The 22,026-nt window shown below is 73.1% G+C and carries 17 protein-coding genes; 5 read left to right on the top strand and 12 right to left on the bottom strand.

The window, feature by feature from the left end:
• Window positions 1–69: 69 nt before the first annotated feature.
• Window positions 70–612: a hypothetical protein gene (locus AB0H57_RS22540; protein WP_357509427.1), complete on the top strand. Its 543-nt coding sequence runs from the start codon at window positions 70–72 to the stop codon at window positions 610–612.
• A 44-nt stretch (window positions 613–656) separates the two neighbouring features.
• Window positions 657–1,517 (top strand): alpha/beta hydrolase, encoded by an 861-nt coding sequence (locus tag AB0H57_RS22535; RefSeq protein ID WP_357509426.1) that lies wholly within the window; start codon window positions 657–659, stop codon window positions 1,515–1,517.
• 36 nt (window positions 1,518–1,553) lie between these two features.
• Here the strand turns inward: AB0H57_RS22535 and AB0H57_RS22530 are convergent, their stop codons facing one another.
• A complete protein-coding gene (locus AB0H57_RS22530; RefSeq protein ID WP_357509424.1) occupies window positions 1,554–1,892 on the bottom strand; it encodes a DUF3817 domain-containing protein in 339 nt (112 codons plus the stop codon).
• A gap of 204 nt (window positions 1,893–2,096) precedes the next feature.
• Here AB0H57_RS22530 and AB0H57_RS22525 point away from each other — a divergent pair, with 204 nt between their 5' ends.
• Complete coding sequence (locus tag AB0H57_RS22525) at window positions 2,097–3,575, top strand: glutamate--cysteine ligase (RefSeq protein WP_357509422.1); 1,479 nt, start codon at window positions 2,097–2,099, stop codon at window positions 3,573–3,575.
• A gap of 4 nt (window positions 3,576–3,579) precedes the next feature.
• Here AB0H57_RS22525 and AB0H57_RS22520 read toward each other — a convergent pair whose 3' ends face one another.
• The 7 genes from AB0H57_RS22520 to glgX all read right to left on the bottom strand — a co-directional run bounded on the left by AB0H57_RS22520 (window position 3,580) and on the right by glgX (window position 14,355).
• A complete protein-coding gene (locus AB0H57_RS22520) occupies window positions 3,580–4,170 on the bottom strand; it encodes a GNAT family protein (protein ID WP_357509420.1) in 591 nt (196 codons plus the stop codon).
• 246 nt (window positions 4,171–4,416) lie between these two features.
• Window positions 4,417–5,328, bottom strand: a complete 912-nt coding sequence (locus AB0H57_RS22515; RefSeq protein WP_357509518.1) for a glycoside hydrolase family 11 protein — start codon at window positions 5,326–5,328, stop codon at window positions 4,417–4,419.
• Between the two features lie 560 nt (window positions 5,329–5,888).
• Complete coding sequence (locus AB0H57_RS22510; protein ID WP_357509418.1) at window positions 5,889–6,536, bottom strand: maleylpyruvate isomerase family mycothiol-dependent enzyme; 648 nt, start codon at window positions 6,534–6,536, stop codon at window positions 5,889–5,891.
• A 102-nt stretch (window positions 6,537–6,638) separates the two neighbouring features.
• Window positions 6,639–7,559 carry a class A beta-lactamase gene (bla, locus tag AB0H57_RS22505; protein ID WP_357509416.1) on the bottom strand — a complete coding sequence of 307 codons (921 nt, stop codon included), beginning with the start codon at window positions 7,557–7,559 and terminating at the stop codon, window positions 6,639–6,641.
• Between the two features lie 600 nt (window positions 7,560–8,159).
• The gene (treZ, locus tag AB0H57_RS22500) at window positions 8,160–9,893 is read right to left on the bottom strand and encodes a malto-oligosyltrehalose trehalohydrolase (RefSeq protein WP_357509414.1); all 1,734 of its coding nucleotides are present in this window, start codon (window positions 9,891–9,893) and stop codon (window positions 8,160–8,162) included.
• The gene (gene treY / locus AB0H57_RS22495) at window positions 9,890–12,232 is read right to left on the bottom strand and encodes a malto-oligosyltrehalose synthase (protein ID WP_357509412.1); all 2,343 of its coding nucleotides are present in this window, start codon (window positions 12,230–12,232) and stop codon (window positions 9,890–9,892) included. Before treY ends, treZ begins: the two co-directional genes overlap by 4 nt.
• Window positions 12,233–12,234: 2 nt before the next feature.
• Entirely contained in the window at window positions 12,235–14,355 is a 2,121-nt protein-coding gene (glgX, locus tag AB0H57_RS22490) for a glycogen debranching protein GlgX (RefSeq protein WP_357509410.1), read from the bottom strand.
• 317 nt (window positions 14,356–14,672) lie between these two features.
• Here glgX and AB0H57_RS22485 point away from each other — a divergent pair, with 317 nt between their 5' ends.
• Window positions 14,673–16,064 carry a glycosyltransferase family 4 protein gene (locus AB0H57_RS22485; protein ID WP_357509408.1) on the top strand — a complete coding sequence of 464 codons (1,392 nt, stop codon included), beginning with the start codon at window positions 14,673–14,675 and terminating at the stop codon, window positions 16,062–16,064.
• Between the two features lie 183 nt (window positions 16,065–16,247).
• Here AB0H57_RS22485 and AB0H57_RS22480 read toward each other — a convergent pair whose 3' ends face one another.
• The 4 genes from AB0H57_RS22480 to AB0H57_RS22465 all read right to left on the bottom strand — a co-directional run bounded on the left by AB0H57_RS22480 (window position 16,248) and on the right by AB0H57_RS22465 (window position 21,342).
• A complete protein-coding gene (locus tag AB0H57_RS22480; protein ID WP_357509406.1) occupies window positions 16,248–17,531 on the bottom strand; it encodes a citrate synthase in 1,284 nt (427 codons plus the stop codon).
• Between the two features lie 169 nt (window positions 17,532–17,700).
• Window positions 17,701–19,743: a sulfatase-like hydrolase/transferase gene (locus AB0H57_RS22475; protein ID WP_357509516.1), complete on the bottom strand. Its 2,043-nt coding sequence runs from the start codon at window positions 19,741–19,743 to the stop codon at window positions 17,701–17,703.
• A 7-nt stretch (window positions 19,744–19,750) separates the two neighbouring features.
• Window positions 19,751–21,184 (bottom strand): class I SAM-dependent methyltransferase, encoded by a 1,434-nt coding sequence (locus tag AB0H57_RS22470; RefSeq protein ID WP_357509404.1) that lies wholly within the window; start codon window positions 21,182–21,184, stop codon window positions 19,751–19,753.
• Window positions 21,185–21,192: 8 nt separating this feature from the next.
• Window positions 21,193–21,342 carry a hypothetical protein gene (locus AB0H57_RS22465; protein ID WP_222956945.1) on the bottom strand — a complete coding sequence of 50 codons (150 nt, stop codon included), beginning with the start codon at window positions 21,340–21,342 and terminating at the stop codon, window positions 21,193–21,195.
• A 194-nt stretch (window positions 21,343–21,536) separates the two neighbouring features.
• Here AB0H57_RS22465 and AB0H57_RS22460 point away from each other — a divergent pair, with 194 nt between their 5' ends.
• Window positions 21,537–21,935, top strand: a complete 399-nt coding sequence (locus AB0H57_RS22460; RefSeq protein WP_357509402.1) for a VOC family protein — start codon at window positions 21,537–21,539, stop codon at window positions 21,933–21,935.
• Window positions 21,936–22,026: the final 91 nt, after the last annotated feature.

Below are 22,026 nucleotides of genomic sequence, written 5' to 3'. Positions count from 1 at the left end.
TCATTCACGTCGTTCAACCCGGGGAGCCGATACCATCAGTGAACGGAACGGGACTCTCGGTGGTGATCGATGGACACTGACCTGCACTACCCACGCGTGGTCCGCCCCACGGAACGGATCATCACCGCCCGGGTGGTACGCCTGCTCGACGGCTACCCCCGCGAGGTACGGGTGGGACAGCCGGTGCTGGTGGCGGTGCTGACCGCCGCCGGGCTGGCGGGACTGCTGTTCCGGCTGGTGCGGGCGCTGCTGTCCAGCGGCGGCGGCGCGGCCCGGCGCAGCTTCAAGGACCTGAAGAAGGGGCCGGAGTTCCTGGTCACGCCGGTCCGCCTGCGCGACGGCGCGGGCCGGCTCTGCGAGGTGGAGCTGCACGGCCACCTGCCGCAGAGCGCCCTGCACCCGGCGGACCACGTGCAGCTCACCCTGCGCCCGCAGCGGGACGCCGACCTGCCGCCCCGGATCGAGCGGATCGTCAATCTGACCACCGGACAGCTGCTCACCCCGCGGGTGCCCACTCTCTGGTCGCACCTGGGGCCGCCGCTGCTGCTCCAGGCCGCCTGCGGCGCGCTGCTGGTCGCGGCGTTGGCCGGCTGGTCGGTGCTGACCGGCTGAGCCGCCGCGTTTCGCGACCGGGGAGGCCGGGCACCGGGGACGGCATGTTCGCCGGATTCGCCCTGGAGGAGATCGACGTCGGCCCGGCGCGGCTGCGAGTACGCCACGGTGGCGCCGGCGCGCCGGTGGTGCTGCTGCACGGGCACCCCCGTACCCATGCCACCTGGCACCGGGTGGCGCCGCTGCTCGCCGAGGCGTACACGGTGATCTGCCCCGACCTGCGCGGGTACGGCGGCTCGTCGAAGCCGCCGGGCGGCCCGGACCACTCCGGCTACGCCAAGCGGGCGATGGCCGCCGACGTGGTGCGGCTGCTGGACGCGCTGGGGCACCGCCGGGCCGCCGTGATGGGCCACGACCGCGGCTGCTACGTGGCGATGCGCACCGCGCTGGACCACCCCGGCCGGGTGACCCGGCTCGGGGTGCTGGACGGGGTGCCGATCGGCGAGGCGCTGGCCCGCGCGAACGCCCGGTTCGCCGCCCGCTGGTGGCACTGGTTCTTCCTCGGCCAGCTCGACAAGCCCGCCGAGCGGGTGATCAACGCCGACCCGGACGCCTGGTACGGGGGCTCGCCCGCGCAGATGGGCGACGAGGCGTACGCCGACTACCGCCGGGCCATCCACGACCCGGCGACGGTGCACGCCATGTGCGAGGACTACCGGGCCGGGCTCGGCCCGGACCGGGCGGCCGACGACGCCGACCTGGCCGCCGGGCGGCGGATCGGCTGCCCCACCCTGTTCTGCTGGTCGGAGCGGGACGACATGGTGGACCTGTACGGGGATCCGGCCGCGATCTGGCGGCGCTGGGCGCCGGACCTGCGGACCGCCTCGATCGACTCGGGGCACCACCTGGCCGAGGAGGCGCCGGAGCAGCTGGCGGGTGTGCTGGGCGACTTCCTCGCCGGCTGAGACCCGCCCGCCGCGCGCCCGGCGGCCGGTCCGGCGTCAGCCGACCGGGGTGGGCGTCCGCCGTTCGGCCGGGGTGAGGCGCAGCAGGCCCCGGCGCCGGGCCCAGCGCTCGAAGAGCAGGGTGGCGAACGGCGGCACGGAGCAGACCAGGGCGACCGCGGTCACCGGCAGGCTCCAGCGGCGCAGCCGGGCCACCGCCAACACCAGGACGCCGTACGCCACGAAGAGCCCGCCGTGGATCGGGCCGAAGATCTGCACCCCGGTCTCGTCGGCCGGCGGCCCGTACTTGACGGCCATTCCCACCAGCAGGGCGAGCCAGGAGCACGCCTCAGCAATCGCGGCCACGACGAACAGCCGGGTGATCTTCTCGCGCATGGTGTCCCTTCTCCGCTTCGGCCGCCCATGCTAACCAGCCCCGCCGGGCAGCCGCGGTGCGCGCGGCGGTGGCGAGGCGGAATCACGGTCACCACGTCGGGTAGGTGCGGCGCGACGGCGGGTGGGTAAAGAGGTATTCGGGTCTATCCCCCACCCGCCGAGGCATGCGAGGTTAGGGGGACCAACGGTGACAGGGTGGTGACCATGGGCGAGGACGTCGGCGTACGTACCTTCAGTCGGGAGGATCGGGCCCGGTATCGCGACAAGGTCCGCCGCTGCCTCGACGTCTTCGCCGAGATGCTGCGCGAGTCCCGGTTCGACGTGCAACGACCGATGACCGGCCTGGAGATCGAGCTGAACCTGGTCGACGACGACTCGATGCCGGCGATGCGCAACGCCGACGTGCTGGCCGCGATCGCCGACCCGGCCTTCCAGACCGAGCTGGGCCAGTTCAACGTCGAGATCAACGTGGCGCCCCGCCGGCTGGCTGGCAAGGGCACCGCCGAGTTCGAGGAGCACGTCCGGGCCAGCCTCAACGCCGCCGAGGAGAAGGCCCGCACGGTCGGCGCGCACATGGTGATGATCGGCATCCTGCCCACCCTCCGGCCGGAGCACCTGACCGCCGAGACGCTGTCGGCGAACCCGCGTTACGCCCTGCTCAACGAGCAGATCTTCGCCGCCCGCGGCGAGGACCTGCGGATCTCGATCAGCGGGGTGGAGCGGCTCGGCACCACCGCGGACACCATCACCCCGGAGGCGGCCTGCACCAGCACCCAGTTCCACCTCCAGGTCAGCCCGGCCCAGTTCGCCGACTACTGGAACGCCGCCCAGGCCATCGCCGGCATCCAGGTGGCTTTGGGGGCGAATTCACCACTGTTCTTCGGCCGGGAGTTGTGGCGGGAGACCCGGGTGCCGCTGTTCCAGCAGGCCACCGACACCAGGTCCGAGGAGATCAAGGCCCAGGGGGTACGCCCGCGGGTGTGGTTCGGGGAGCGCTGGATCACCACCGTGTTCGACCTGTTCGAGGAGAACGTCCGCTACTTTCCCGCCCTGCTGCCGGTCTGCGAGCCGGAGGACCCGGCCACCGCCCTCGCCGACGGCGGGGTGCCGAGACTGGCCGAGCTGCGGCTGCACAACGGCACCGTCTACCGGTGGAACCGGCCCGTCTACGACGTGCTGAAGGGCCGGCCGCACCTGCGGGTGGAGAATCGGGTGCTGCCCGCCGGGCCGACCGTGCTGGACACCGTCGCCAACGGCGCATTCTACTTCGGACTGGTCCGGGCGCTGGCCGAGTCGGACCGGCCACTGTGGTCCCAGATGTCGTTCAGCGCGGCCGAGGAGAACTTCACCAGCTGCGCCCGGCACGGCATCGACGCACAGGTCTACTGGCCGGGGCTGGGCTACCTGCCGGCGACGGAGCTGGTGCTGCGCCGGCTGCTGCCGCTGGCGTACCACGGGCTGGACCGGTGGGGCCTGGACCCGGGCGAGCGGGACCGGCTGCTCGGCATCATCGAGCAGCGCTGCCTGACCGGGCGCAACGGCGCGACCTGGCAGGTGGCGACGCTGCACCGGTTGGAGTCGGCCGACCACCTGGACCGGCCGGAGGCCCTGCGCCAGGTGGTCCGCCACTACGTGGAGCTGATGCACAGCAACCGGCCCGTCCACGAGTGGCCGATCCCCTGACCGCTCAGCGCCCGTTTTCGGTCCAGGGCGACGGGTCGTCGCGCAGCCGGCTGTAGAGCCACCCGTCGCGCCAGGCGCCGGCCCGGAACTCGCAGGCGCGCACCACGCCCTCCAACTGGAAGCCGGCCTTCTCCAGTGATCGTTGCTCGGCGACGTTCTCCGGATGGGTGCCGGCCTGGATCCGCCGCGCCGGAGTGTGGCTGAACAGGTAGTCGCAGAGCAGGGCCTGCGCCCGCCAGCCGATGCCCCGGCCGCGCCACTCGGGCAGCAGCGCGATGCCGATCTCCCAGTAGGCCGTCCGCCCGTCGTAGCTGCCGTGCAGGTAGCTGACGTACCCGGCGGCGGCGTCCTCCGGTTCGACCTGGACGATCAGGCGGCCGGACCGCTCGCCGAGGTAGCCGTCCTCGGCGTACCGGCGGGCCGGGGCGCCGGCGTCGCGGAAGCCGGCCCAGTCCGGGCCGACCAGGCCGGGCTCGGTGAGGAAGCGGCGGAACATGGCGAGATCCGGCTCGGCCACCGGGCGCAGCCGGACGGTGCGGCCGGCGGCCTCGTGCGTGTTGCCGGCCGCCGGGACCGGCGGATCGGTGTGCGGCATGCCCGGAACACTAGAGCGTGTTCTCAGAAGTGGGGTGCCGGAATGTGCTGCCCGGGTGCCCCGCACCGGCGCCGGGGTTGTCCTTCCGCAGGCCACGACCTTGATGACGTGGACGAAACTGCGAATCGACCACCCCCGGACGGGCGCGGCGGCCCGGGAGGCCGCCGCGCCCCGGGTCGCCGGTCAGCCGGTGCTGCAGGAGACCGACGGCCAGGTCCAGTTGCCGTTGTGCTGGATCGTCACGCCTCAGTTGTTGCCGTTGCCGTTCGGTCTGGCGGTCAGCACCTGGGCGCTCGGGTAGCTGGCGGTGACGTTCCAGGTCGAGAGCACCTTCGCCGGGGACGGGACGTTCATCGTCACGGTCCAGTTGTTCGAGCCGGAGACCGCGACGTTGAGGTTGTAGCGGTCGCTCCACTGCTGGCCGGCGGAGAGCGTCGCGGTGCAGCCACCGCCACCGCCACCGCCGCCATCGCCGCCGCCACCACCGGAGCCGCCGATCGTGATGTTCGAACTGCCGCTGCTCTGGTAGCCCTCGGTCGCCATGATCATGTAATTGTGGCTGCCCAGGTTCATCCCGTTGCGCGCCCACGCGTCGAAGTGGTTGCCGCTGGTGATGGTGCCGCCGGTCCGCTTCGCCTGGCGGACGCTCCAGAACTGCTTGAAGGTCGCGGTGCCGATGATCGACGGGGCGTTGTACCGGGTGGTCTCGTAGATGTCGTACGTGCCGCCGTCGCTGGTGACGGTGCCCTTGTAGGTGCCGGTGGGCCGGTAGGTGCCCCAGTTGTCGACGATGTAGTACTCCACCAGCGGGTTCGTCGTCCACCCGTAGAGGGTCAGGTACGCGTTGCCGGACGGGTTGAAGCTGCCCGAGTACGTGACGCTGCGGCGACCTCCGGTGCTCCACCCCTTACCGGCGACGAAGTTCCCGGTGTTGCGCCAGGACGTGCTGTAGTTGCCGCCGGATCCGAGTTCCATGGAGACCGTGCCGGGGCTGTCGGTCCAGAACGAGTAGTAGTAGCCGTCGTGGTTGCCGGTCTGGTTCGAGGTGACGGCCGCGCTGGCCGGGCTGGCCAGCGCCATCGAGGCGGCCACCAGCGCCAGGGCGCTGGCGGCGCTGACGAGCAGCCTGAGGCGGCCGCGTCTGCGGGTCTTCGGCATTGCGGGGGCGTCGTTCACGGCGTTCCTCCTCGTGCGAGCTGGCGAGGGCCAGGCAGCGTGGTACGACCCGACGGGTGCCGGCGGCCGGAGGATGGGCCGCCGCGCGTCGGGCAGCGCACAACGCGGCGCGGTGGTGGCCGGTCGTCGCGTGGTCGGCGACCGGAGGACCGGGTCAGGGGTGGCGACCCGGATCGACAGGAGTCGAGGCCTGTCAATGCGACGAGTATGGAACCGACACTTATGAGCGTCAACGACTCTCGGAAATGTTTCGGAAACACTTCTGCCCTCGCGCAGGGACGGCGTGGCGCGAGGATCACCTAGCCAGCAGCGGTGCTGACGCCGCTCGGGCCAGCTTGCGCACCGGCTCGTCCCGGTCGTTCGGGGCGCACGGCACGGCTACTGCAACCCGAGTTCCGGAAGCGTTCCGGTCCCCTGAGGACGCGCGGGGCCCCGGTCGCGACGCGGCGACCGGGGTTCGTCCCAGGTGGGGCAGCGGATCGAGTGGAAGGATGCGGGCAGGCCCGCGCAGCGCGGTTGCGCCGTCCGGTTCCGGGCCGGGATCAGGCGGGCGCGCAGCGTTTGCGCAGCTCCGCCACCCCCGGGCCGGTGAGGTCGTCGCAGTAGGCGCCGCGGCCGGCCAACGCCATGGTCAGCGCCAGGGTGGGGCCGGCGACCAGTGGCCCGTCCCCGGTGGCGAAGGGGCCGTCGGTCGCCTCGAGCCGCAGCCCGGCCCCGGTGGTGCGGCCGGCCACGGTGAAGTCGCGCCGGGCGTAGAAGTCGGCGACGGGGGTGACGGCCTCGACCGGGGGTGTGCGGGTGATCCCGAGCGGACGGCGGATGTCCTGGGCGTGCACCACGACCTCGCCGAGCCAGGCTTCGGTCGGGCCGAAGGTCGACGTCGTACTGTCGATCACCCGCCGGAACCGGGCGAGGGTCTCCGCCGGGGTGGCGCCGCGGTGGTCGGCGAGCCGCCGGTCGTTGTGCCGGTCGAAGTCGAACCGGGCGCCCAGCACGCTGGCCAGCCAGCGCAGCCGTCCGACGCTCGCCGCCGCCGTCAGGTGCGCGACGACCTCCTGCACCGTCCACCGCCCACACAGCGACGGCTGCGCCCACTGCGCCGGGTCGAGGGTGGCCAGGTCGTCGGCGAGCGCGGCGCGCTCGGCGTGCGCGGCGGCCCACAGGGCCGCACGCGGCGGGGCGTCGGGCATTCGAACCTCCGGGGGCACGGGTCACCGGGCGACGATGGCGACGATCTCGGATCGTAGCGCGGTCCACGCCGTCTCCGGTGGTTCCGCCGGCCGTCCGGCCGGTCAGCGCAACGCCGCCAGGGTCACCTCCGCCGCGCGGGCGACCAGGGCGTCGTCGGGCTCGGCGTCCCGTCCGGCGTGCGTGGAGAGGACGGCCAGCACGATCGGCGCGGCGTTCGGCGGCCACACCACGGCGATGTCGTTGCGGGTGCCGTACCCTCCGGTGCCGCTCTTGTCCGCCACCTGCCAGCCGGCCGGCACACCGGCCCGGATCAGGCCCGCCCCGGTCGTGCTGCCCTTCAGCCAGCCGAGCAGCACCGCCTGGTCCGCCGGCGCCAGCGCGTCGCCGATCACGTACGCCTTCAGTGAGCCGGCCAGGGCACGGGGCGTGCTGGTGTCGCGGACGTCGCCCGGCGCGGCCTCGTTGAGTTCCGGCTCGGTGCGGGCCGGGTCGGTGACCCGGTCGCCGATGCCCCGCAACGCCCGCTGGAAGCCGGCCGGGCCGCCGAGCTCGGCGAACAGCAGGTTCCCGGCGGTGTTGTCGCTGTGCCGCACCGCCGCCTCGGCGACTGCCCGCAGCGTCATCCCCGACGCCAGGTGGCGCTCGGTGACCGGCGAGTGCGGCACCAGGTCCGCGCGCCGGTAGCGCACCACCCGGTCCAACTCGGCGTCGGACGCCGCGGCCAGCACCGCGCCAGCGGCCAGCGCCTTGCAGGTCGACGCGTACGCGAACCGCTCGTCGGCCCGGTGGGCGAGCGTGCGTCCGGTGCCCGTGTCGACCGCGTAGACGCCCAGCCGCGCGTCGAACCGCCGTTCCAGTGCGGTGAGTTCCGCGGGCGGCGCAACCGGCGTGGCGGTCGGCCCGGCGGGGGCGGTGGTGCCGGGCACGGCGGTAGGCCCGGGCGCGGCCGAGGGCGGGGTGGGCGTACACCCCGCCGCCACCCCCACCGCGAGCACCACCGCCACGACACCTTTCCCACTCACGACCCGTCCTCCCTCCGCCGGCACACCGGCACCCTCCCCGCCCCCACCTCCCATGTTCTTGGAGTTGTGGTGCGTCGAAAGCCGCGAGACTACCGGTGCCGCGCCGCCACCGTCGGCAGTGTGCTGGTCACGCACGGAAAGACGACGTCGAGAGGCCTTGCGGATGCAGCCGGGGCAGAGGCGGGCGCGACAGGTGGAGCGGGTCACCGCCAACGGGGTGGAGTTCTTCGCCGAACGCCGAAGGTGGAGGCCGTCGAGGTGGTGGTGCGCGTCGGCGGCGATGTCCTCGTGGCGCAGCCACCGGCGGGCACGATCTGCATGAACGGCTGGGCAGGTTGGCGCAGCAGGCTGGCGACGTCGGGTCGGCCGAGGCTCTGCTCACCAGGGCGGCCGGCATTCGCCGCACCCTGCACCGGCAAGAGCCGGACCGGGCCGATCTCGCCGAGGAACTGGGCGTCACGCTCACCCAACGACTCCCGGGCCGCGGTGGTCGCCGAGGCAGTCGGGTTGCTCGAACCCTTCGAGGCAGCCGGCACCCTGACGCCGAAGGGTGCTGCGGTGCTGCGGTGGTCACGCCGGTAGCACCGAGGCCGCTGCGCCTCAGAGCGACACGATCGCCGCCGACTCCGGCGGCAGCTCGATCCCGTCCCGCATCACCGTGACCCCCTCGGAGGTGGCGAGCAGCACCCGGCGCACCACCCCGGGCAGGTTGACCCGCTGCGGCCGGTCGGCCAGGTTGGCCACCACCAGCGTCTCGCCGCGCCGCATCACCAGGAACTGGTCGCCGTGCCGCACCTCGACCCGGTCCAGCCGGGGGTCCGACAGGTCGGCCCGCGACTTGCGCAGCGCGATCAGCCGCCGGTGGAAGTCGTACATCTCCCGGTGTTGGGGTTTGTCGAGCTCCGCCCAGTCCAGCCGGGACCGCAGGAACGTGCGCCGGTCCTGCGGGTCCGGCACGTCGGCGGTGGCCCAACCGTGCGCGGCGAACTCGCGGCGGCGCCCGGTGGCCACCGCGGCGGCCAGCTCCGGCTCGGGATGGCTGGTGAAGAACTGCCACGGCGTCGAGGCCGCCCACTCCTCCCCCATGAACAGCATCGGCGTGAACGGCGCCGTCATCAGCAGCGTCGCGCCCACCCGCAGCATCGCCGGCGACAGCGTGGCCGAGATCCGGTCGCCGGTGGCCCGGTTGCCGATCTGGTCGTGATTCTGCAGGTACGCCACGAACCGGTGCCCCGGGATGCGCTGCCGGTCGACCGGCCGCCCGTGCGTGCGGTTGCGGAAGCTGGACCAGGTGCCGGCGTGGAAGAACGCGGCGGTCAGCACGTCGGTCAGGCACTCCAGGGAGCCGAAGTCGCCGTAGTAGCCCTGCCGTTCGCCGGTGAGCAGGGTGTGCAGGGCGTGGTGGGCGTCGTCGTTCCACTGGGCGTGCAGGCCGTACCCGCCGGCCTCCCGCGGGGTGATCAGCTTCGGGTCGTTGAGGTCGCTCTCGGCGATCAGCGACAACGGCCGGCCCAGGTGGGTGGCGAGCGCCTCCACCTGCACCGCCATCTCCTCCAGCAGGTGCACCGCGCCCGCGTCCGGCATCGCGTGCACGGCGTCCAGTCGCAGCCCGTCGACGTGGTAGTCGCGCAGCCACATCAGGACGCTGTCGATGATGTAGCGGCGTACCTCGCCGGAGTGCGGACCGTCCAGGTTGACCGTGCGCCCCCACGGGTTGCTCTGCTCGCTCAGGTACGGCGCGAAGCTCGGCGCGTAGGCCCCGGAGGGCCCGAAATGGTTGTAGACGACGTCGAGGATCACCCCCAGCCCCTTGGCGTGGGCGGCGTCGACGAGGCGTTTCAGGCCGTCCGGCCCGCCGTACGGCTGGTGTGGGGCGTACCAGCAGACACCGTCGTAGCCCCAGTTGTGCTCGCCGTTGAAGGCGTTCACCGGCAGCAGCTCGATCAGGTCGACGCCGAGGTCGACCAGGTGGTCAAGGTGGTCGATCACCGCGTCGAAGGTGCCCTGCGGGGTGAACGTGCCGACGTGCAGCTCGTAGAGGACGCTGCCGGGCAGCTGCCGGCCGGTCCAGGCGCCGTCGGTCCAGGCGAAGGCGGCGTGGTCGTAGACCCGGCTCGGCCCGTGCACCCCGGCCGGCTGCCAGCGCGAGCGCGGGTCGGGCAACGGCCGGTCGTCGTCGTCGAGCAGGAAGGCGTAGTCGGTGCCCGGCCCGGCGTCGGGCACGTCGACCCGCCACCAGCCCCCGGGGCTGGCGGTCAGCTCCCGGTCGGCGGCGCCGGGCCGTCGCAGCCGCACCCGGGCGGCCTCGGGCACCCACACGGTGAACTCGGTCATGGGGCGGCCTCCACTGAGTCGGCGGAGTCGGCGGGGGCGAGGAGGGCGACGGGGTAGGTGCTCAACAGATCGTCCAGGAGCAGCTCAGACCCACTGTAGACCCGACCGGTGAACATGTCCCTAACACTGTTGCCGGAAATCGACAGGGTGGTGTCCCGCCAGCCGCCGGCGCGGGCCAGCCCGAGCGGCAACCGGGTCGCCACGGCCACCGCGCCGCCCCGGTCGAAGGCCACCGCGTGCGCGCCGGCCGGCCCGTGCGCCGGCACCGGCCGGTAGCTGGTGAACAGCCCCGGGTGGTCGCGGCGCAACCGCAGCGTCCGGGAGACGACCAGCAGCTTCGCCGCGCCGTCCGCGGCCACCGCCGGCCGCCAGCCGGCGTCGAGCCGGTCCAGCAGCTCCCGGCGTACGGCGAAGTTGACCGGGCGGCGGTTGTCCGGGTCGACCAGGGAGTTCTCCCACAGCTCGGTGCCCTGGTAGGTGTCCGGCACCCCGGGCATGGCCAGCTGCGCCAGCTTCTGCCCGAGCGAGTTGGACCAGCCGGGCGGGGTGAGTTCGGCGGCGAACGCGGTGATCTCGGCGTGCAGCTCGCGGTCGTCGTACATCCGGTCTACCAGCGCGTGCAGCTCGTCTTCGAAGGCCGGGTCGGGGTCGGCCCAACTGGTCGACGCCGACGCCTCTCGGGCGGCCTTCTCCGCGTACGCGTGCAGCCGCTCGCGGTCCAGCGGCCAGGCGCCGACGGCGGTCTGCCAGAGCAGGTGGGCGAGGTCCGGGTCGGGCAGCGGGGCGCGGGAGGCCCACCGGGCGACCTGCTCGGCCCAGCGGCCCGGCAGCTCGGAGAGCACGGCGAGCCGGGCCCGGACGTCCTCGCCGCGTTTGGTGTCGTGGGTGGAGAGGGTGGTCATGCCGGCCGGCCAGCGGAGCTGCCGGGCGGTGGCGAAGCGGTGGAACTCCGCGGGCGGCACGCCGAAGTGCGCCGGCGAGCCGCCGACCTCGTTGAGCGCGACGAAACGGCTCCACCGGTAGTACGCGGTGTCCTCCACGCCCTTGGCCATCACCGCGCCGGTGAGCTGCGGGAAGCGGCGGGCCAGCTCGTGCCCGGGATCGCGGAGCAGGGCGGTGACCGCGTCCAGGGTGGCGGTGAGGTCGGGGCGGCGCCGGCCGGCCTCGGCGCGGGCGGCGGCCAGGTGCCGGGCGCCCTCGGGCGGGTAGCCCCGGTAGACGGGAAAGCAGGCGGCCAGCTCGGCCAGGGCGGACTTCGTGTCGGCGGCGTCCAGCTCGGGGGCGAGCGCGGCGAGCCGGGTCAGCTCGGCGGCGAGCAGCCGGGTGGCGGCGGCCAGCTTGGTGTCGTGGGTGAGGTCCTGCCAGGAGGCGTGCCGGCCGGTCAGCCGGGCCTCCAGGGCGGTGAGGTCGCCCTCGGCGGCGCCGTCGACGAAGAGGCCGCAGACCGCGGCGAGGGCGTCGTAGCCGGTGGTGCCGTCGACCGGCCAGTCCGGCAGCTCCTCGCCGTACTCCAGGATCTTCTCCACCACCAGCCAGGCGTCCGGCGCGGCGGCGCGCAACCGGGCCAGGTAGCCGGCGGGGTCGCGCAGCCCGTCCGGGTGGTCGACCCGGATGCCGTCGACGTCGCCGGCCGCGACCCAGCGCAGCAGCTCCGCGTGGGTGGCGTCGAAGACCGCCGGGTCCTCCACCCGCAGCCCGGCCAGGTCGGAGACGGCGAAGAACCGGCGGTACGTCAGCTCGGCGTCGCCGCGCCGCCAGTTCACCAGCTGGTAGTGCTGCCGGTCGTGCACCTCGCGGGGCGTCCCGTCGCCGGTGCCGTCGGCGATCGGGAAACGGTGCTCGTGGTAGCGCAGCTCCCCGTCGACCAGCTTCAGGTCGTCCAGCGCGTCGGGGGCGTCGGCGAGCACCGGCAGCAGCAGGCGGCCACGGTCCCAGTCGATGTCGAACCAGTCCGCGTACGCCGAGGCCCGCCCGGCGCGCAGCACGTCCCACCATGCCGGGTTGGCGGCCGGCCGGGCCACCCCGGCGTGGTTGGGCACGATGTCCACGACCAGGCCGAGCCCGGCCGCGCGCAGCGCCCGGACCAGGCGCTGCCGGCCGGCCTCGCCGCCCAGCTCCGGGTTGACCGCGCGGTGGTCGACCACGTCGTAGCCGTGCGGCGAGCCGGGGGTGGCGGTGAGCAGGGGCGCGCTGTAGAGGTGGGTGACGCCCAGGTCGTGCAGGTAGCCGGCGAGCCCGGCGGTGGCGTCGAGGTCGAAGCCGGGGCGGATCTGGACGCGGTAGGTCGACCCGACCCGCGTCCTCGTCGCCGTCGGCACGTCGGGTCGGGTGTCGGGCATGGTCAGACCGTCCTCTCCAGCACCAGCAGCGAGCGGTCCGGCACGCAGACGGTGCCGGCCGCCTCGACCAGCGTCGTCTTCTCCGGATCCGGTTCCGCGGTGCTGATCACCAGCTCCCAGTGCTGCCCGAACTCCTCGCCGGGCAGGGTGAAGTCCAGCGACGCGTCGTGCGCGTTGAACAGCAGCAGGTACGAGTCGTCCCGGTGCCGCTGGCCGTACTGGCCGCGTTCCGGGATGCCGTCGCCGTTGACGAACAGGGCCACCGAGCGGCCGAAGTCGTTGCCCCAGTCCTCGTGGGTCATCTCCCGGCCGTCGGGGGTGTACCAGGCCAGGTCGGGCAGGCCGGAGCCCGCGGCCCGCCCGCCGACGGGCAGGCCGGTGAAGAAGCGGCGGCGGCGGAAGACCTGGTGGCGGGCCCGGAACTCGGTGAGCCGGCGGACGAAGGCGAGCAGGTCCTCGTCGGCCCGCGCCCAGTCGACCCAGGCCAGCTCGCCGTCCTGGCAGTAGGCGTTGTTGTTGCCGAGCTGGGTGCGGCCCAGCTCGTCGCCGTGGCCGAGCATCGGCACGCCCTGGGAGAGGAGCAGGGTGGCCAGGAAGTTGCGCCGCTGGCGGGCCCGCAGGGCGAGCACCTCCGGGTCGTCGGTCTTCCCCTCGACCCCGCAGTTCCAGGACCGGTTGTGGCTCTCGCCGTCCCGGTTCTCCTCGCCGTTGGCCTCGTTGTGCTTGTCGTTGTACGACACCAGGTCGTGCAGGGTGAACCCGTCGTGGCAGGTGACGAAGTTGATGCTGTGGAAGGGGCGACGGCCGTCGTCCTGGTAGAGGTCGGCGGAGCCGGAGATGCGGGAGGCGAACTCGGCCAGCGTGGCCGGCTCGCCGCGCCAGAAGTCCCGTACGGTGTCCCGGTACTTGCCGTTCCACTCGGTCCACAGCGGCGGGAAGTTGCCCACCTGGTAGCCGCCCGGCCCGACGTCCCACGGCTCGGCGATCAGCTTGACCTGGCTGACCACCGGGTCCTGCTGCACCACCTCGAAGAAGGTGGAGAGGCGGTCCACCTCGTAGAACTCGCGGGCCAGGGTGGCCGCGAGGTCGAAGCGGAAGCCGTCGACGTGCATCTCGGTGACCCAGTACCGCAGCGAGTCCATGATCAGTTGGAGCGAGTGCGGGCTGCGCACGTTGAGGCTGTTGCCGGTGCCGGTGTAGTCGACGAAGTAGCGCCGGTCGTCGTCGGAGAGCCGGTAGTAGCTGGGGTTGTCGACGCCCTTGAAACTCAGCGTCGGCCCCAGATGGTTGCCCTCGGCGGTGTGGTTGTAGACCACGTCGAGGATGACCTCGATGCCGGCCGCGTGCAGCGCCTTGACCATGCCGCGGAACTCCTGCACCTGCTGACCGAGGCGGCCCAGCGCGGAGTAGCCGTGGTACGGGGCGAAGAAGCCGATGGTGTTGTAGCCCCAGTAGTTGCGCAGGCCCAGGTCGGCGAGGCGGTGGTCGTGCACGAACTCGTGCACCGGCATCAGCTCGATCGCGGTCACCCCGAGCCGCTTGAAATAGTCGATCATGGCCGGGGAGGCGATCGCCGCGTACGTGCCGCGCAGCTCCGCCGGGATGTCGGGGTGGCGCATGGTCAGGCCGCGCACGTGCGCCTCGTAGATCACCGAGTGGTGGTACGGCGTGCGGGGCGGCCGGTCGTTGCCCCAGTCGAAGTACGGGTTCACCACCACCGACTTCGGCATGAACGGCGCCGAGTCGATCTCGCTCATCCGGTCCGGGTCACCGCCCACCTCGTAGTCGTAGCCGGCCGGGTCCCAGCTGACCTCCCCGTCGACCGCCTTGGCGTACGGGTCGAGCAGCAGCTTGTGCGGGTTGCAGCGCAGCCCGTCGGCGGGACGCCACGGGCCGTGGACGCGGAAGCCGTAGCGCTGGCCGGGCTCGATCCCGGGGATGTACGCGTGCCAGACGTACGCGTCGACCTCGCGCAGCTCGACCCGGCGCTCGGCGCCGGTGTCCCACTCGTCGAAGAGGCAGAGCTCGACCCTCTCCGCGACCTCCGAGAAGATCGCGAAGTTGGTGCCCATCCCGTCGTAGGTGGCGCCCAGGGGATAACGCTCGCCCGGCCAGACCTGCATGTCGCTCCCTCAACGATGATCGTGAGCGCACGGTCGGGCGGACCGCCGATGCGCACGCCGCTAATGCCCCGGCGCCGGAGCGAGCAATCCACCCGTTCGGACCGTAACCGAAATCCACCCTCCCGAGGAGCGCCGGACGTTCGGGTGTCATCCGTCACGATGTCCCATTTCGAGATGCGCGACGGCACGCGATGCCCTTTGCTGTGTGTGGGCGCGCGCCGCCGCGCGTCCTCCTCGGCCCTCGGCCACCACCCACCTGAGTTCCTCTCGCCGCCATCGTTGCCGGCGCGTCCCACCATGCATGGACGGAGATCGACGTGATCAACCCGCGGTCCGGCGCCCAGCCCGCCGCCCCGGATCGGACCTGCCGGCCCTCCCCCACCTCGCCCCCCCGACCGGCGTCCCCGCTCGGCGGCGCCCGCCCGCTGCGGGTGCTGATGCTCTCCTGGGAGTACCCGCCGGTGCTCGTCGGCGGCCTCGGCCGCCACGTGCACGCCCTGTCGGTGGCGTTGGCCGCCGCCGGCCACGAGGTCACCGTCGTCACCCGGCACGCCGAGGGCGCCCCGCTGGAGGAGTACGTCGACGGCGTCCGGGTGGTCCGCGCCGCCGAGGACCCGGTGGCCTTCCCGCTGGCCACCGAGAGCCTGCTGGCCTGGACGATGGCCTTCAACCACACGCTGACCCGGGCCGCGCTGCGGGCCGCCGCCACCGGCGGTTACGACGTGATCCACGCGCACGACTGGCTGGTCGCGCACACCGCGATGACCCTGCGCGAGCACCTCGACCGGCCGCTGGTCAGCACCATCCACGCCACCGAGGCGGGCCGGCACCAGGGCTGGCTGCCCACCGAGATGAACCGCACCATCCACGGGGTGGAGCACTGGCTCGGCACCTCCTCCGAGCGGATGATCGTCTGCTCCGGGTACATGCGCGACGAGGTGACCGGGCTGTTCGGGGTGCCGGCCTCGCGGGTCGACGTGGTGCCCAACGGGGTGGAGCCGCATCGCTGGCGGGTGCCGGTGGCCGCGGTCGCCGCCGCCCGGGCCCGGTTCGCCGCCGACGGCCCGCTGGTCACCTTCGCCGGCCGGCTGGTGTACGAGAAGGGCGTCCAGCACCTGCTGGCCGGGCTGCCCCGGCTGCGCGACCGGCACCCGGGGCTGCGCGCGGTGATCGTCGGCGACGGCCCGTACCGGCCGGAACTCCAGGCCGAGGTGCACCGGCTCGGGCTGGGCGGCACGGTCAGCATGCCCGGCTTCCTCGGCGGCACCGACCTGCCGGCGGTGATGGCCGCCTCGGACTGCTTCGCCGTGCCCAGCATCTACGAGCCGTTCGGCATGGTGGCCCTGGAGGGCGCCGCCGCCGGCGCCCCGCTCGCGGTGTCCGCCACCGGCGGGCTCGCCGAGATCGTCGAGCCGGGCGTCACCGGGATGACCTTCCGACCCCACGACCCGGAGGGCCTCAGCGACGCGGTGCACGCGCTGCTGTCCGACACCGACCGGGCGCGTGCGCTGGCCCGCCGCGCCCGGGCCATGGTCGACGAACGGTACGGCTGGGCGGCGATCGCCAGTCGCACGGCCGCGACGTACGCCTCGGCGATCGCCCAGGCGCCGGGCTTCGTCGCCGAACGCGCCACCCACCAGATGACCCACGGCCGCACCCGCCCGGTGGTCCCGGACGGCAACCTCCTCGCCGCCGCCGGCCTGCGCTGAAAGGAGGGGCCCCGGTCAACGCATTTTGGATAGCTGGGGCCCCCGCTCAACACTCCCGCTCGTGGCGACCGGCGGCACGAGTGTGGCCGCCGACCCGGCTCGGGTCGGCGGCCACACGTCAGCCTGCGTTAAGAAGGGGCCCTTCCTCTACCGAAAGCGTTGAGCGGGGCCCTTCCTTACACCTCAGCGGTTGGTGAGGGGGGTGTAGGTGCGCTCGGGGGCGCCGGTGTAGATCTGCCGCGGGCGGCCGATCTTGGTCTCCGGGTCGTTGATCATCTCGCGCCACTGGGCGATCCAGCCGGGCAGCCGGCCCAGCGCGAACAGGACCGTGAACATCTTGGTGGGGAAGCCCATGGCCTTGTAGATCAGGCCGGTGTAGAAGTCCACGTTCGGGTAGAGCTTGCGGGAGACGAAGAAGTCGTCGGCGAGCGCGATCTCCTCCAGCTCCATGGCCAGGTCCAGCAGCGGGTCCGGCTTGGCCATCCGGCCGAGCACGTCCTGGGCGGCCTTCTTCACGATGGCGGCACGCGGGTCGTAGTTCTTGTAGACCCGGTGGCCGAAGCCCATCAGCTTGACGCCGTCCTGCTTGTCCTTGACCTTCCGGACGAAGGAGCGGACGTCGCCACCCTCGACCTGGATCTTGTGAAGCATCTCCAGCACGGCCTGGTTGGCGCCGCCGTGCAGCGGGCCGAAGAGCGCGTTCACGCCGGCCGAGACCGAGGCGAAGAGGTTGGCGTTGCTGGAACCGACCAGCCGGACGGTGGAGGTGGAGCAGTTCTGCTCGTGGTCGGCGTGCAGCAGGAAGAGCATGTCGAGCACGCGGGCCATCACCGGGTCGACCTCGTACGGCTCGGCCGGCACGCCGAAGGTCATCCGCAGGAAGTTCTCCACGTAGCCCAGCGAGTTGTCCGGGTAGAGCAAAGGCTGGCCGATCGCCTTCTTGTACGCGTACGAGGCGATGGTGGGGACCTTGGCCATCAGCCGGACCGTGGAGATCTCCACGTGCTCGGAGTCGAACGGGTCCAGGCTGTCCTGGTAGAAGGTCGAGATCGCGCTGACGGCCGAGGAGAGCACGGCCATCGGGTGCGCCTCGCGCGGGAATCCGTCGAAGAAGCGCCGCATCTCCTCGTGCAGCAGCGAGTGCCGGCGGATCCACTCGGTGAACTCGGTCAACTGCTGCTGGGTCGGCAGCTCACCGTAGATCAGCAGGTAGGAGACCTCCAGGAAAGAGGACTTCTCCGCCAGCTGCTCGATCGGGTACCCGCGGTAGCGCAGGATGCCCGCGTCGCCGTCGATGTAGGTGATCTCGGACGAACAGGATGCGGTGTTGACGAAACCGGGGTCGTACGTGGTCATCCCGGTTTCCTTCAGCAGCTTGCCGACCCCGATGCCCGCAGGGCCCTCGACCGCGCTGTGCACCGGCATCGAGAGCTGCCCACCGGGGTGATCGAGCTTGACTTCCGTCATGTGGTTCCTCGCTTCGCCGGCGAAATCCTCGTTGAATTGCCTTCGCTTTTACCGTAGTCACGGCCCGGCCGATACCGCCCACCGTGGTTCGGGGGTGAGGTATGCGTCACCCGATTCCCGACCTGGATGATCGGAAACCTGCTCGCGCACCGGAAAGCGGAAGGTTACCTCAGGACAGCGTCAGGCGACGAAGCGTGTCACCAGGACCGACCCGGAAGACGTCCAACTGGTTCTTCCCCACCCGGTAGAGCCGGTCGTCGGGGAGCAGGGCCGCGAAGCGCCGCCCACCCGCGTCCGCCGGCACCACCGGGACCACCGCGCCGATCCGGCCGTTGACCGCCACGGCCAGCAGCGTGCCGTCCGGCACCGACGCCGGCACGGTGCCCCAGACCAGGGCCGGCAGCTCGCCGTCGGACGCCCGGACGTCCCGGAACGCGGCCAGGTTCGCCACCGTGGCGCTGCCGCCGCCCCCGACCGCCCGGCCGCCGGCCTCGGTGCCCACCAGCGGATGGACGGGTACGGGCGGCAGCGGCGCCGGCACCCCGCCGGTGATGGTCACCGGCTCCCCCGGCCGGTCGTAGAAGCGCTTGTCGGCGGGGTCGCGGGGCGCCTGCCGGGCCGACCGGCCCTCGACCCGCCAGGGGATCCGCACGTGCGCGTAGTCGGCGACCGTGGGCAGCAGGTCGACGTGTTGCCAATTGCGGTCGTCCACCCGGCCGGTGCGCTGGCCCGGCTCCTTGACGAACATCGGCACCCAGGCCACCTGGTCGGCGGCGTGCTCGATCGCCCCCATCCCCCGGCCCTGCCAGTCCTGACGGAAGCTGACCCCGTGGTCGGCGGTCACCACGACCAGGGCCTTGTCGTACAGGCCGGAGGCGCGCAGGGTACGCAGCGTCTCGCCGATCAGCCGGTCGGTGTAGCCGAGCTGGGCCAGGTGCCGGGCCCGGGCCAGGTCGACCCAGCCGGCGCCGTCGTTGGGCAGGTCCTCCGGCGCGTCGTACCGCGCCCCGGACGGCAGGAACGCCCACGGCGCGTGCGGCATCAGCAGGTGCAGGAAGTGCAGCGTGGGGCGGGCGGTCGGGCGCAGCCCGGCGAGGAAGCTGGTGAACCGCGCGGGCTGGTTGTCGTCCAGGCTGTCGAAGCGGAACTTCGGGTCGTCCGGGACCGGCTCGGCCGCGTCCAGGCCCGCCTCGGCCGCGGTCTTCTCCCGGTACGACTCCTCCGGGTCGATCCGGCTGTCCACCGGCGCGGTGACCTGGCGCAGCAGCTTGCCGCTCTCCCGGACCAGCACGCCGAGCCCCTGCTCGGGCGTGCTCGGCTGCTCGCACCGGCTGGGTGGGCAGAGCCGGGTGATGCTCTCCTCGGCACGCACGTCGTACAGGCCGCCGAGGACGGTGAAGAGGTTGTCCGGGTACTGCGAGTAGTGCGGCGCCACCCCCTTCGTCGGGTACCGGCCGGTGAGCATCGCCGGCAGCGCGTACGGGGTCCAGCCGCTGACGCCGGTGGCGTTGCGGTACCAGGTGGCGCCGCCGGCCAGCTCGGCGAAGTGCGGGTAGCGGCCGGCGTCGACCTTTCCGTCCGGGCCGAGCAGCGACTGCAGCGGGAACTCGTCCAGCACGATCATCACGATCGGCGGGTGCGCCCCGGGGCCGGCCTGGCCGGCGGCGCCGCCCTCACCCCGTGGCAGCACCACCGCCGAGGCGGGCGAGGCGAACAGGAACAACAGCACGAACACCGGCGGGCCGACCGCGGCGAGCCGCAGCACCCGGGCGGGCGCGCGCCAGCGCCGGTGCGCGGCCGCCCCGGCGGCGCCGGCCAGCGCCGCGACCAGCAGCAGCGGTACGCCCCGCAGCGGCGTGACGTGCCGCCCCACCTGCACGGCTAGGGCGGCGATCAGCAGCCCCACCAGGCCGGTGTGCACCGCCGCCCGGACCGCCCGGCCGGCCAGCCGGCTGACCGCCCCGAGCAGTGCCACCGGCAGCGTCGGCAGCACCGCGATCAGCGCCACCAGCAGCAGCACGTCCCGCTGCCGGGCCCGGTGGAACAGGAAGAAGTCGGGGCTGCGGCCGAGCACGTCCAGCATCGGCTGGGTGACCACCAGGCCGACCAGGGCGGCCACCTCCAGCGCCCGGCGCAGCTCCAACCGCCACCCGGCCGGGGCGGGTCGTCCGGGGGACGCGGGGGCGGCCGGCGGCGGGGCGGTGCGGGCCAGCGTCGGCTCAGCCACCCACCATCACCTGGTAGAGGGTGCGGGTGCCCGACGGCAGCTCGAGGCGCTGGACCACCCGGCAGCGGGCGGCGAGCAGCCGCTCGAACTCCTCCGGGCGGTAGTCCGGGAAGAGACCGTCGGGCTTGTTGGCCAGCAACCGGCGCGCCATCGGGTCCTCCGGGTGGACGAACTCGACGACCAGCCGCCCGCCGGGCGCACACCAGCCGGTGAGGCAGTCGACGACCTCCGGCAGCGGCACGTTGCGCCCGATGGCGAGGTGGTGGACCAGGGCCAGGGCGAGCACCACGTCCGCGCGGGCCGCCCGGGCGGCGAAGCCGGCCCGTTCGACACTGCGCCAGCCCCCGCCGGGCGACGGGTCGGCGAGGTCCATCACCAGCGGCAGAATCCGCTGCTCCCGCTCGGCGCGCAGCCCGCGGTACAGCTCGTCGACCACGGCCGGATCCTGCTCGACCGCGACCACGTAGCGGGCGTGCCGGGCGGCGAGGCGGGCGTACCGGCCGTCGTTGGCGCCCAGGTCGAGCACCAGGTCCGGCTCGGCGGCGGCGGTGACCGCGTCGGCCACGAACCGCTCCTTGGCCACCCGGTCCTGGCCGGTGTACCCGCAGGTGCGCTGGTAGTCCGACCAGTGGCTGGCGGCGGGGCGGTGGTCCAGCCGGCCGACCAGCTTCGTCAGCCCGCGCACGGTGGCCAGGGCGAGTTCCCGGGAGTAGCCGGCGGCGCGCAGCTGCGCCCGGACGTCGGAGGTGCTCGCGGCGGCGTTGCGCCGCTGCATCGCGCCGTGCAGGTGGACGTGGGTGGGTACGCCGGGCAGCAACCGCCGGGCGCCACCGAAGATGCGGCGCATCTGCTCGGGCTCGACGCCGTCGACGCGGGCCCGCAGGAACGGCTGGAAGTCCAGGGCGAGGTGGGCCTGCAGGAGCAGCGGGTAGAGCAGGGTCTGGCAGAACTGCCGGTAGCCGGCCCAGGGCTCGCCCTCGCGGGCCGGGGCGAACGAGCCGACGTCGATGAAGACCGGGTCGACGCCACGCCACTGGAGGTTGTAGGCCGAGCCGTCCTTGGTGGTGAAGCCGGCGGCCAGGGCCGTGCGCAGGATCTCCAGGTGCAGCAGCGCCGCGTCGCGCAGCATGGCGAACGACCACTCGTACGGGTGCGAGACGAACGGGATCCGCTCGTGCCGCAGCACCGCGGCCCACTCGCCGCTGTCTGCGGGCAACGGGTCGGCCGGGTCGACCAGTTCGGTGCCGCAGACCTTGCCCTCGGCCATCAGGGCCGGGAAGAAGTCGGTGGCGGCCAGGGCGCGCCAGTCGGCGGCGGCGCCGGCGTCCAGCGCCCGCAGCACGTCCGGCCCGGCGTGGAAGACCCGGTTCGCCGGGTCCCGGAACGAGCCCGGCTCGGCTCGCGGGCCGCCGTCGGGGATCACCATCACGCGGCTCAGCCCTGGTCGGTGGGCTGGCGGCGGAAGCGGGCGACCAGCCGGCGCCAGTAGAGCTTGGCGGCCACCGCCGCCCCGGCCACTCCGCCGACCACCGCCTGCACGATCAGGCTGCCGGACCCCGCGTCCAGGTAGGCCAGGTGCATCATGGACCGCTCCTCTCCTCGCCGTCGTGGGAGCCGGCGTGACCGATCGCGCCGCCTGGGGCTTATGACCGCAAAGCCGGACTTGTCTCTTTGATACCGTACGCGTCCCCATGGCGACGTGTCGGCCACACCGGGACACTCGGGGCGGTCCGTTTCGTTCAAGACCGCCCCCGCCCGCCCGGCGTAACGTCCGGCCCATGGCACCTCAACTCGACCTGATCGGCACGGTCGTCACCGACATGGCCCGCACGCTCGACTTCTACCGCCGGCTCGGGGTGGACGTCCCGGCCGGCGCCGAGGCCGAACCACACGTGGAGATCACCCTGCCCAACGGGCTCCGGCTGGCCTGGGACACGGCGGAGATGGTGCGCAGCTTCCATCCAGGCTGGACCACGCCCGCCGGCAGCCCGCGGGCCAACCTGGCCTTCCGCTGCGCCGACCCGGCCGAGGTGGACCGGTACTGGAAGGAGCTGACCGGGGCCGGCTACCACGGGGAACTGCCGCCGTGGGACGCCTTCTGGGGCCAGCGGTACGCCGTGCTGCACGACCCGGACGGCACCGGGGTGGACCTGTACGCCCCGCTCGCCGGGAACTAGGGCGTGTTTCAGAAGTCGTGGTGGCCGGAAGGTCACGGCGTGGCGGTGATCGATAGCTGAAGAGGTCTCCGGTAAACGGTTCAGCGACCAA

This window comes from Micromonospora sp. NPDC050686 (assembly GCF_040654475.1).
Lineage (GTDB): Bacteria > Actinomycetota > Actinomycetes > Mycobacteriales > Micromonosporaceae > Micromonospora.
Note: the sequence above shows the minus strand (reverse complement) of the source record. Positions and strands in the feature narration are given on the sequence as shown.

What these genes read in the sequence shown, in the direction of transcription:
- AB0H57_RS22540 (WP_357509427.1), top strand. Translation starts at nt 70, where the DNA reads ATGGACACTGACCTGCACTACCCACGCGTGGTCCGCCCCACGGAACGG.
- AB0H57_RS22535 (WP_357509426.1), top strand. Translation starts at nt 657, where the DNA reads ATGTTCGCCGGATTCGCCCTGGAGGAGATCGACGTCGGCCCGGCGCGG.
- AB0H57_RS22530 (WP_357509424.1), bottom strand. Translation starts at nt 1,892, where the DNA reads ATGCGCGAGAAGATCACCCGGCTGTTCGTCGTGGCCGCGATTGCTGAG.
- AB0H57_RS22525 (WP_357509422.1), top strand. Translation starts at nt 2,097, where the DNA reads ATGGGCGAGGACGTCGGCGTACGTACCTTCAGTCGGGAGGATCGGGCC.
- AB0H57_RS22520 (WP_357509420.1), bottom strand. Translation starts at nt 4,170, where the DNA reads ATGCCGCACACCGATCCGCCGGTCCCGGCGGCCGGCAACACGCACGAG.
- AB0H57_RS22515 (WP_357509518.1), bottom strand. Translation starts at nt 5,328, where the DNA reads ATGCCGAAGACCCGCAGACGCGGCCGCCTCAGGCTGCTCGTCAGCGCC.
- AB0H57_RS22510 (WP_357509418.1), bottom strand. Translation starts at nt 6,536, where the DNA reads ATGCCCGACGCCCCGCCGCGTGCGGCCCTGTGGGCCGCCGCGCACGCC.
- treZ (WP_357509414.1), bottom strand. Translation starts at nt 9,893, where the DNA reads ATGACCGAGTTCACCGTGTGGGTGCCCGAGGCCGCCCGGGTGCGGCTG.
- treY (WP_357509412.1), bottom strand. Translation starts at nt 12,232, where the DNA reads ATGCCCGACACCCGACCCGACGTGCCGACGGCGACGAGGACGCGGGTC.
- glgX (WP_357509410.1), bottom strand. Translation starts at nt 14,355, where the DNA reads ATGCAGGTCTGGCCGGGCGAGCGTTATCCCCTGGGCGCCACCTACGAC.
- AB0H57_RS22480 (WP_357509406.1), bottom strand. Translation starts at nt 17,531, where the DNA reads ATGACGGAAGTCAAGCTCGATCACCCCGGTGGGCAGCTCTCGATGCCG.
- AB0H57_RS22470 (WP_357509404.1), bottom strand. Translation starts at nt 21,184, where the DNA reads ATGGTGATCCCCGACGGCGGCCCGCGAGCCGAGCCGGGCTCGTTCCGG.
- AB0H57_RS22465 (WP_222956945.1), bottom strand. Translation starts at nt 21,342, where the DNA reads ATGATGCACCTGGCCTACCTGGACGCGGGGTCCGGCAGCCTGATCGTG.
- AB0H57_RS22460 (WP_357509402.1), top strand. Translation starts at nt 21,537, where the DNA reads ATGGCACCTCAACTCGACCTGATCGGCACGGTCGTCACCGACATGGCC.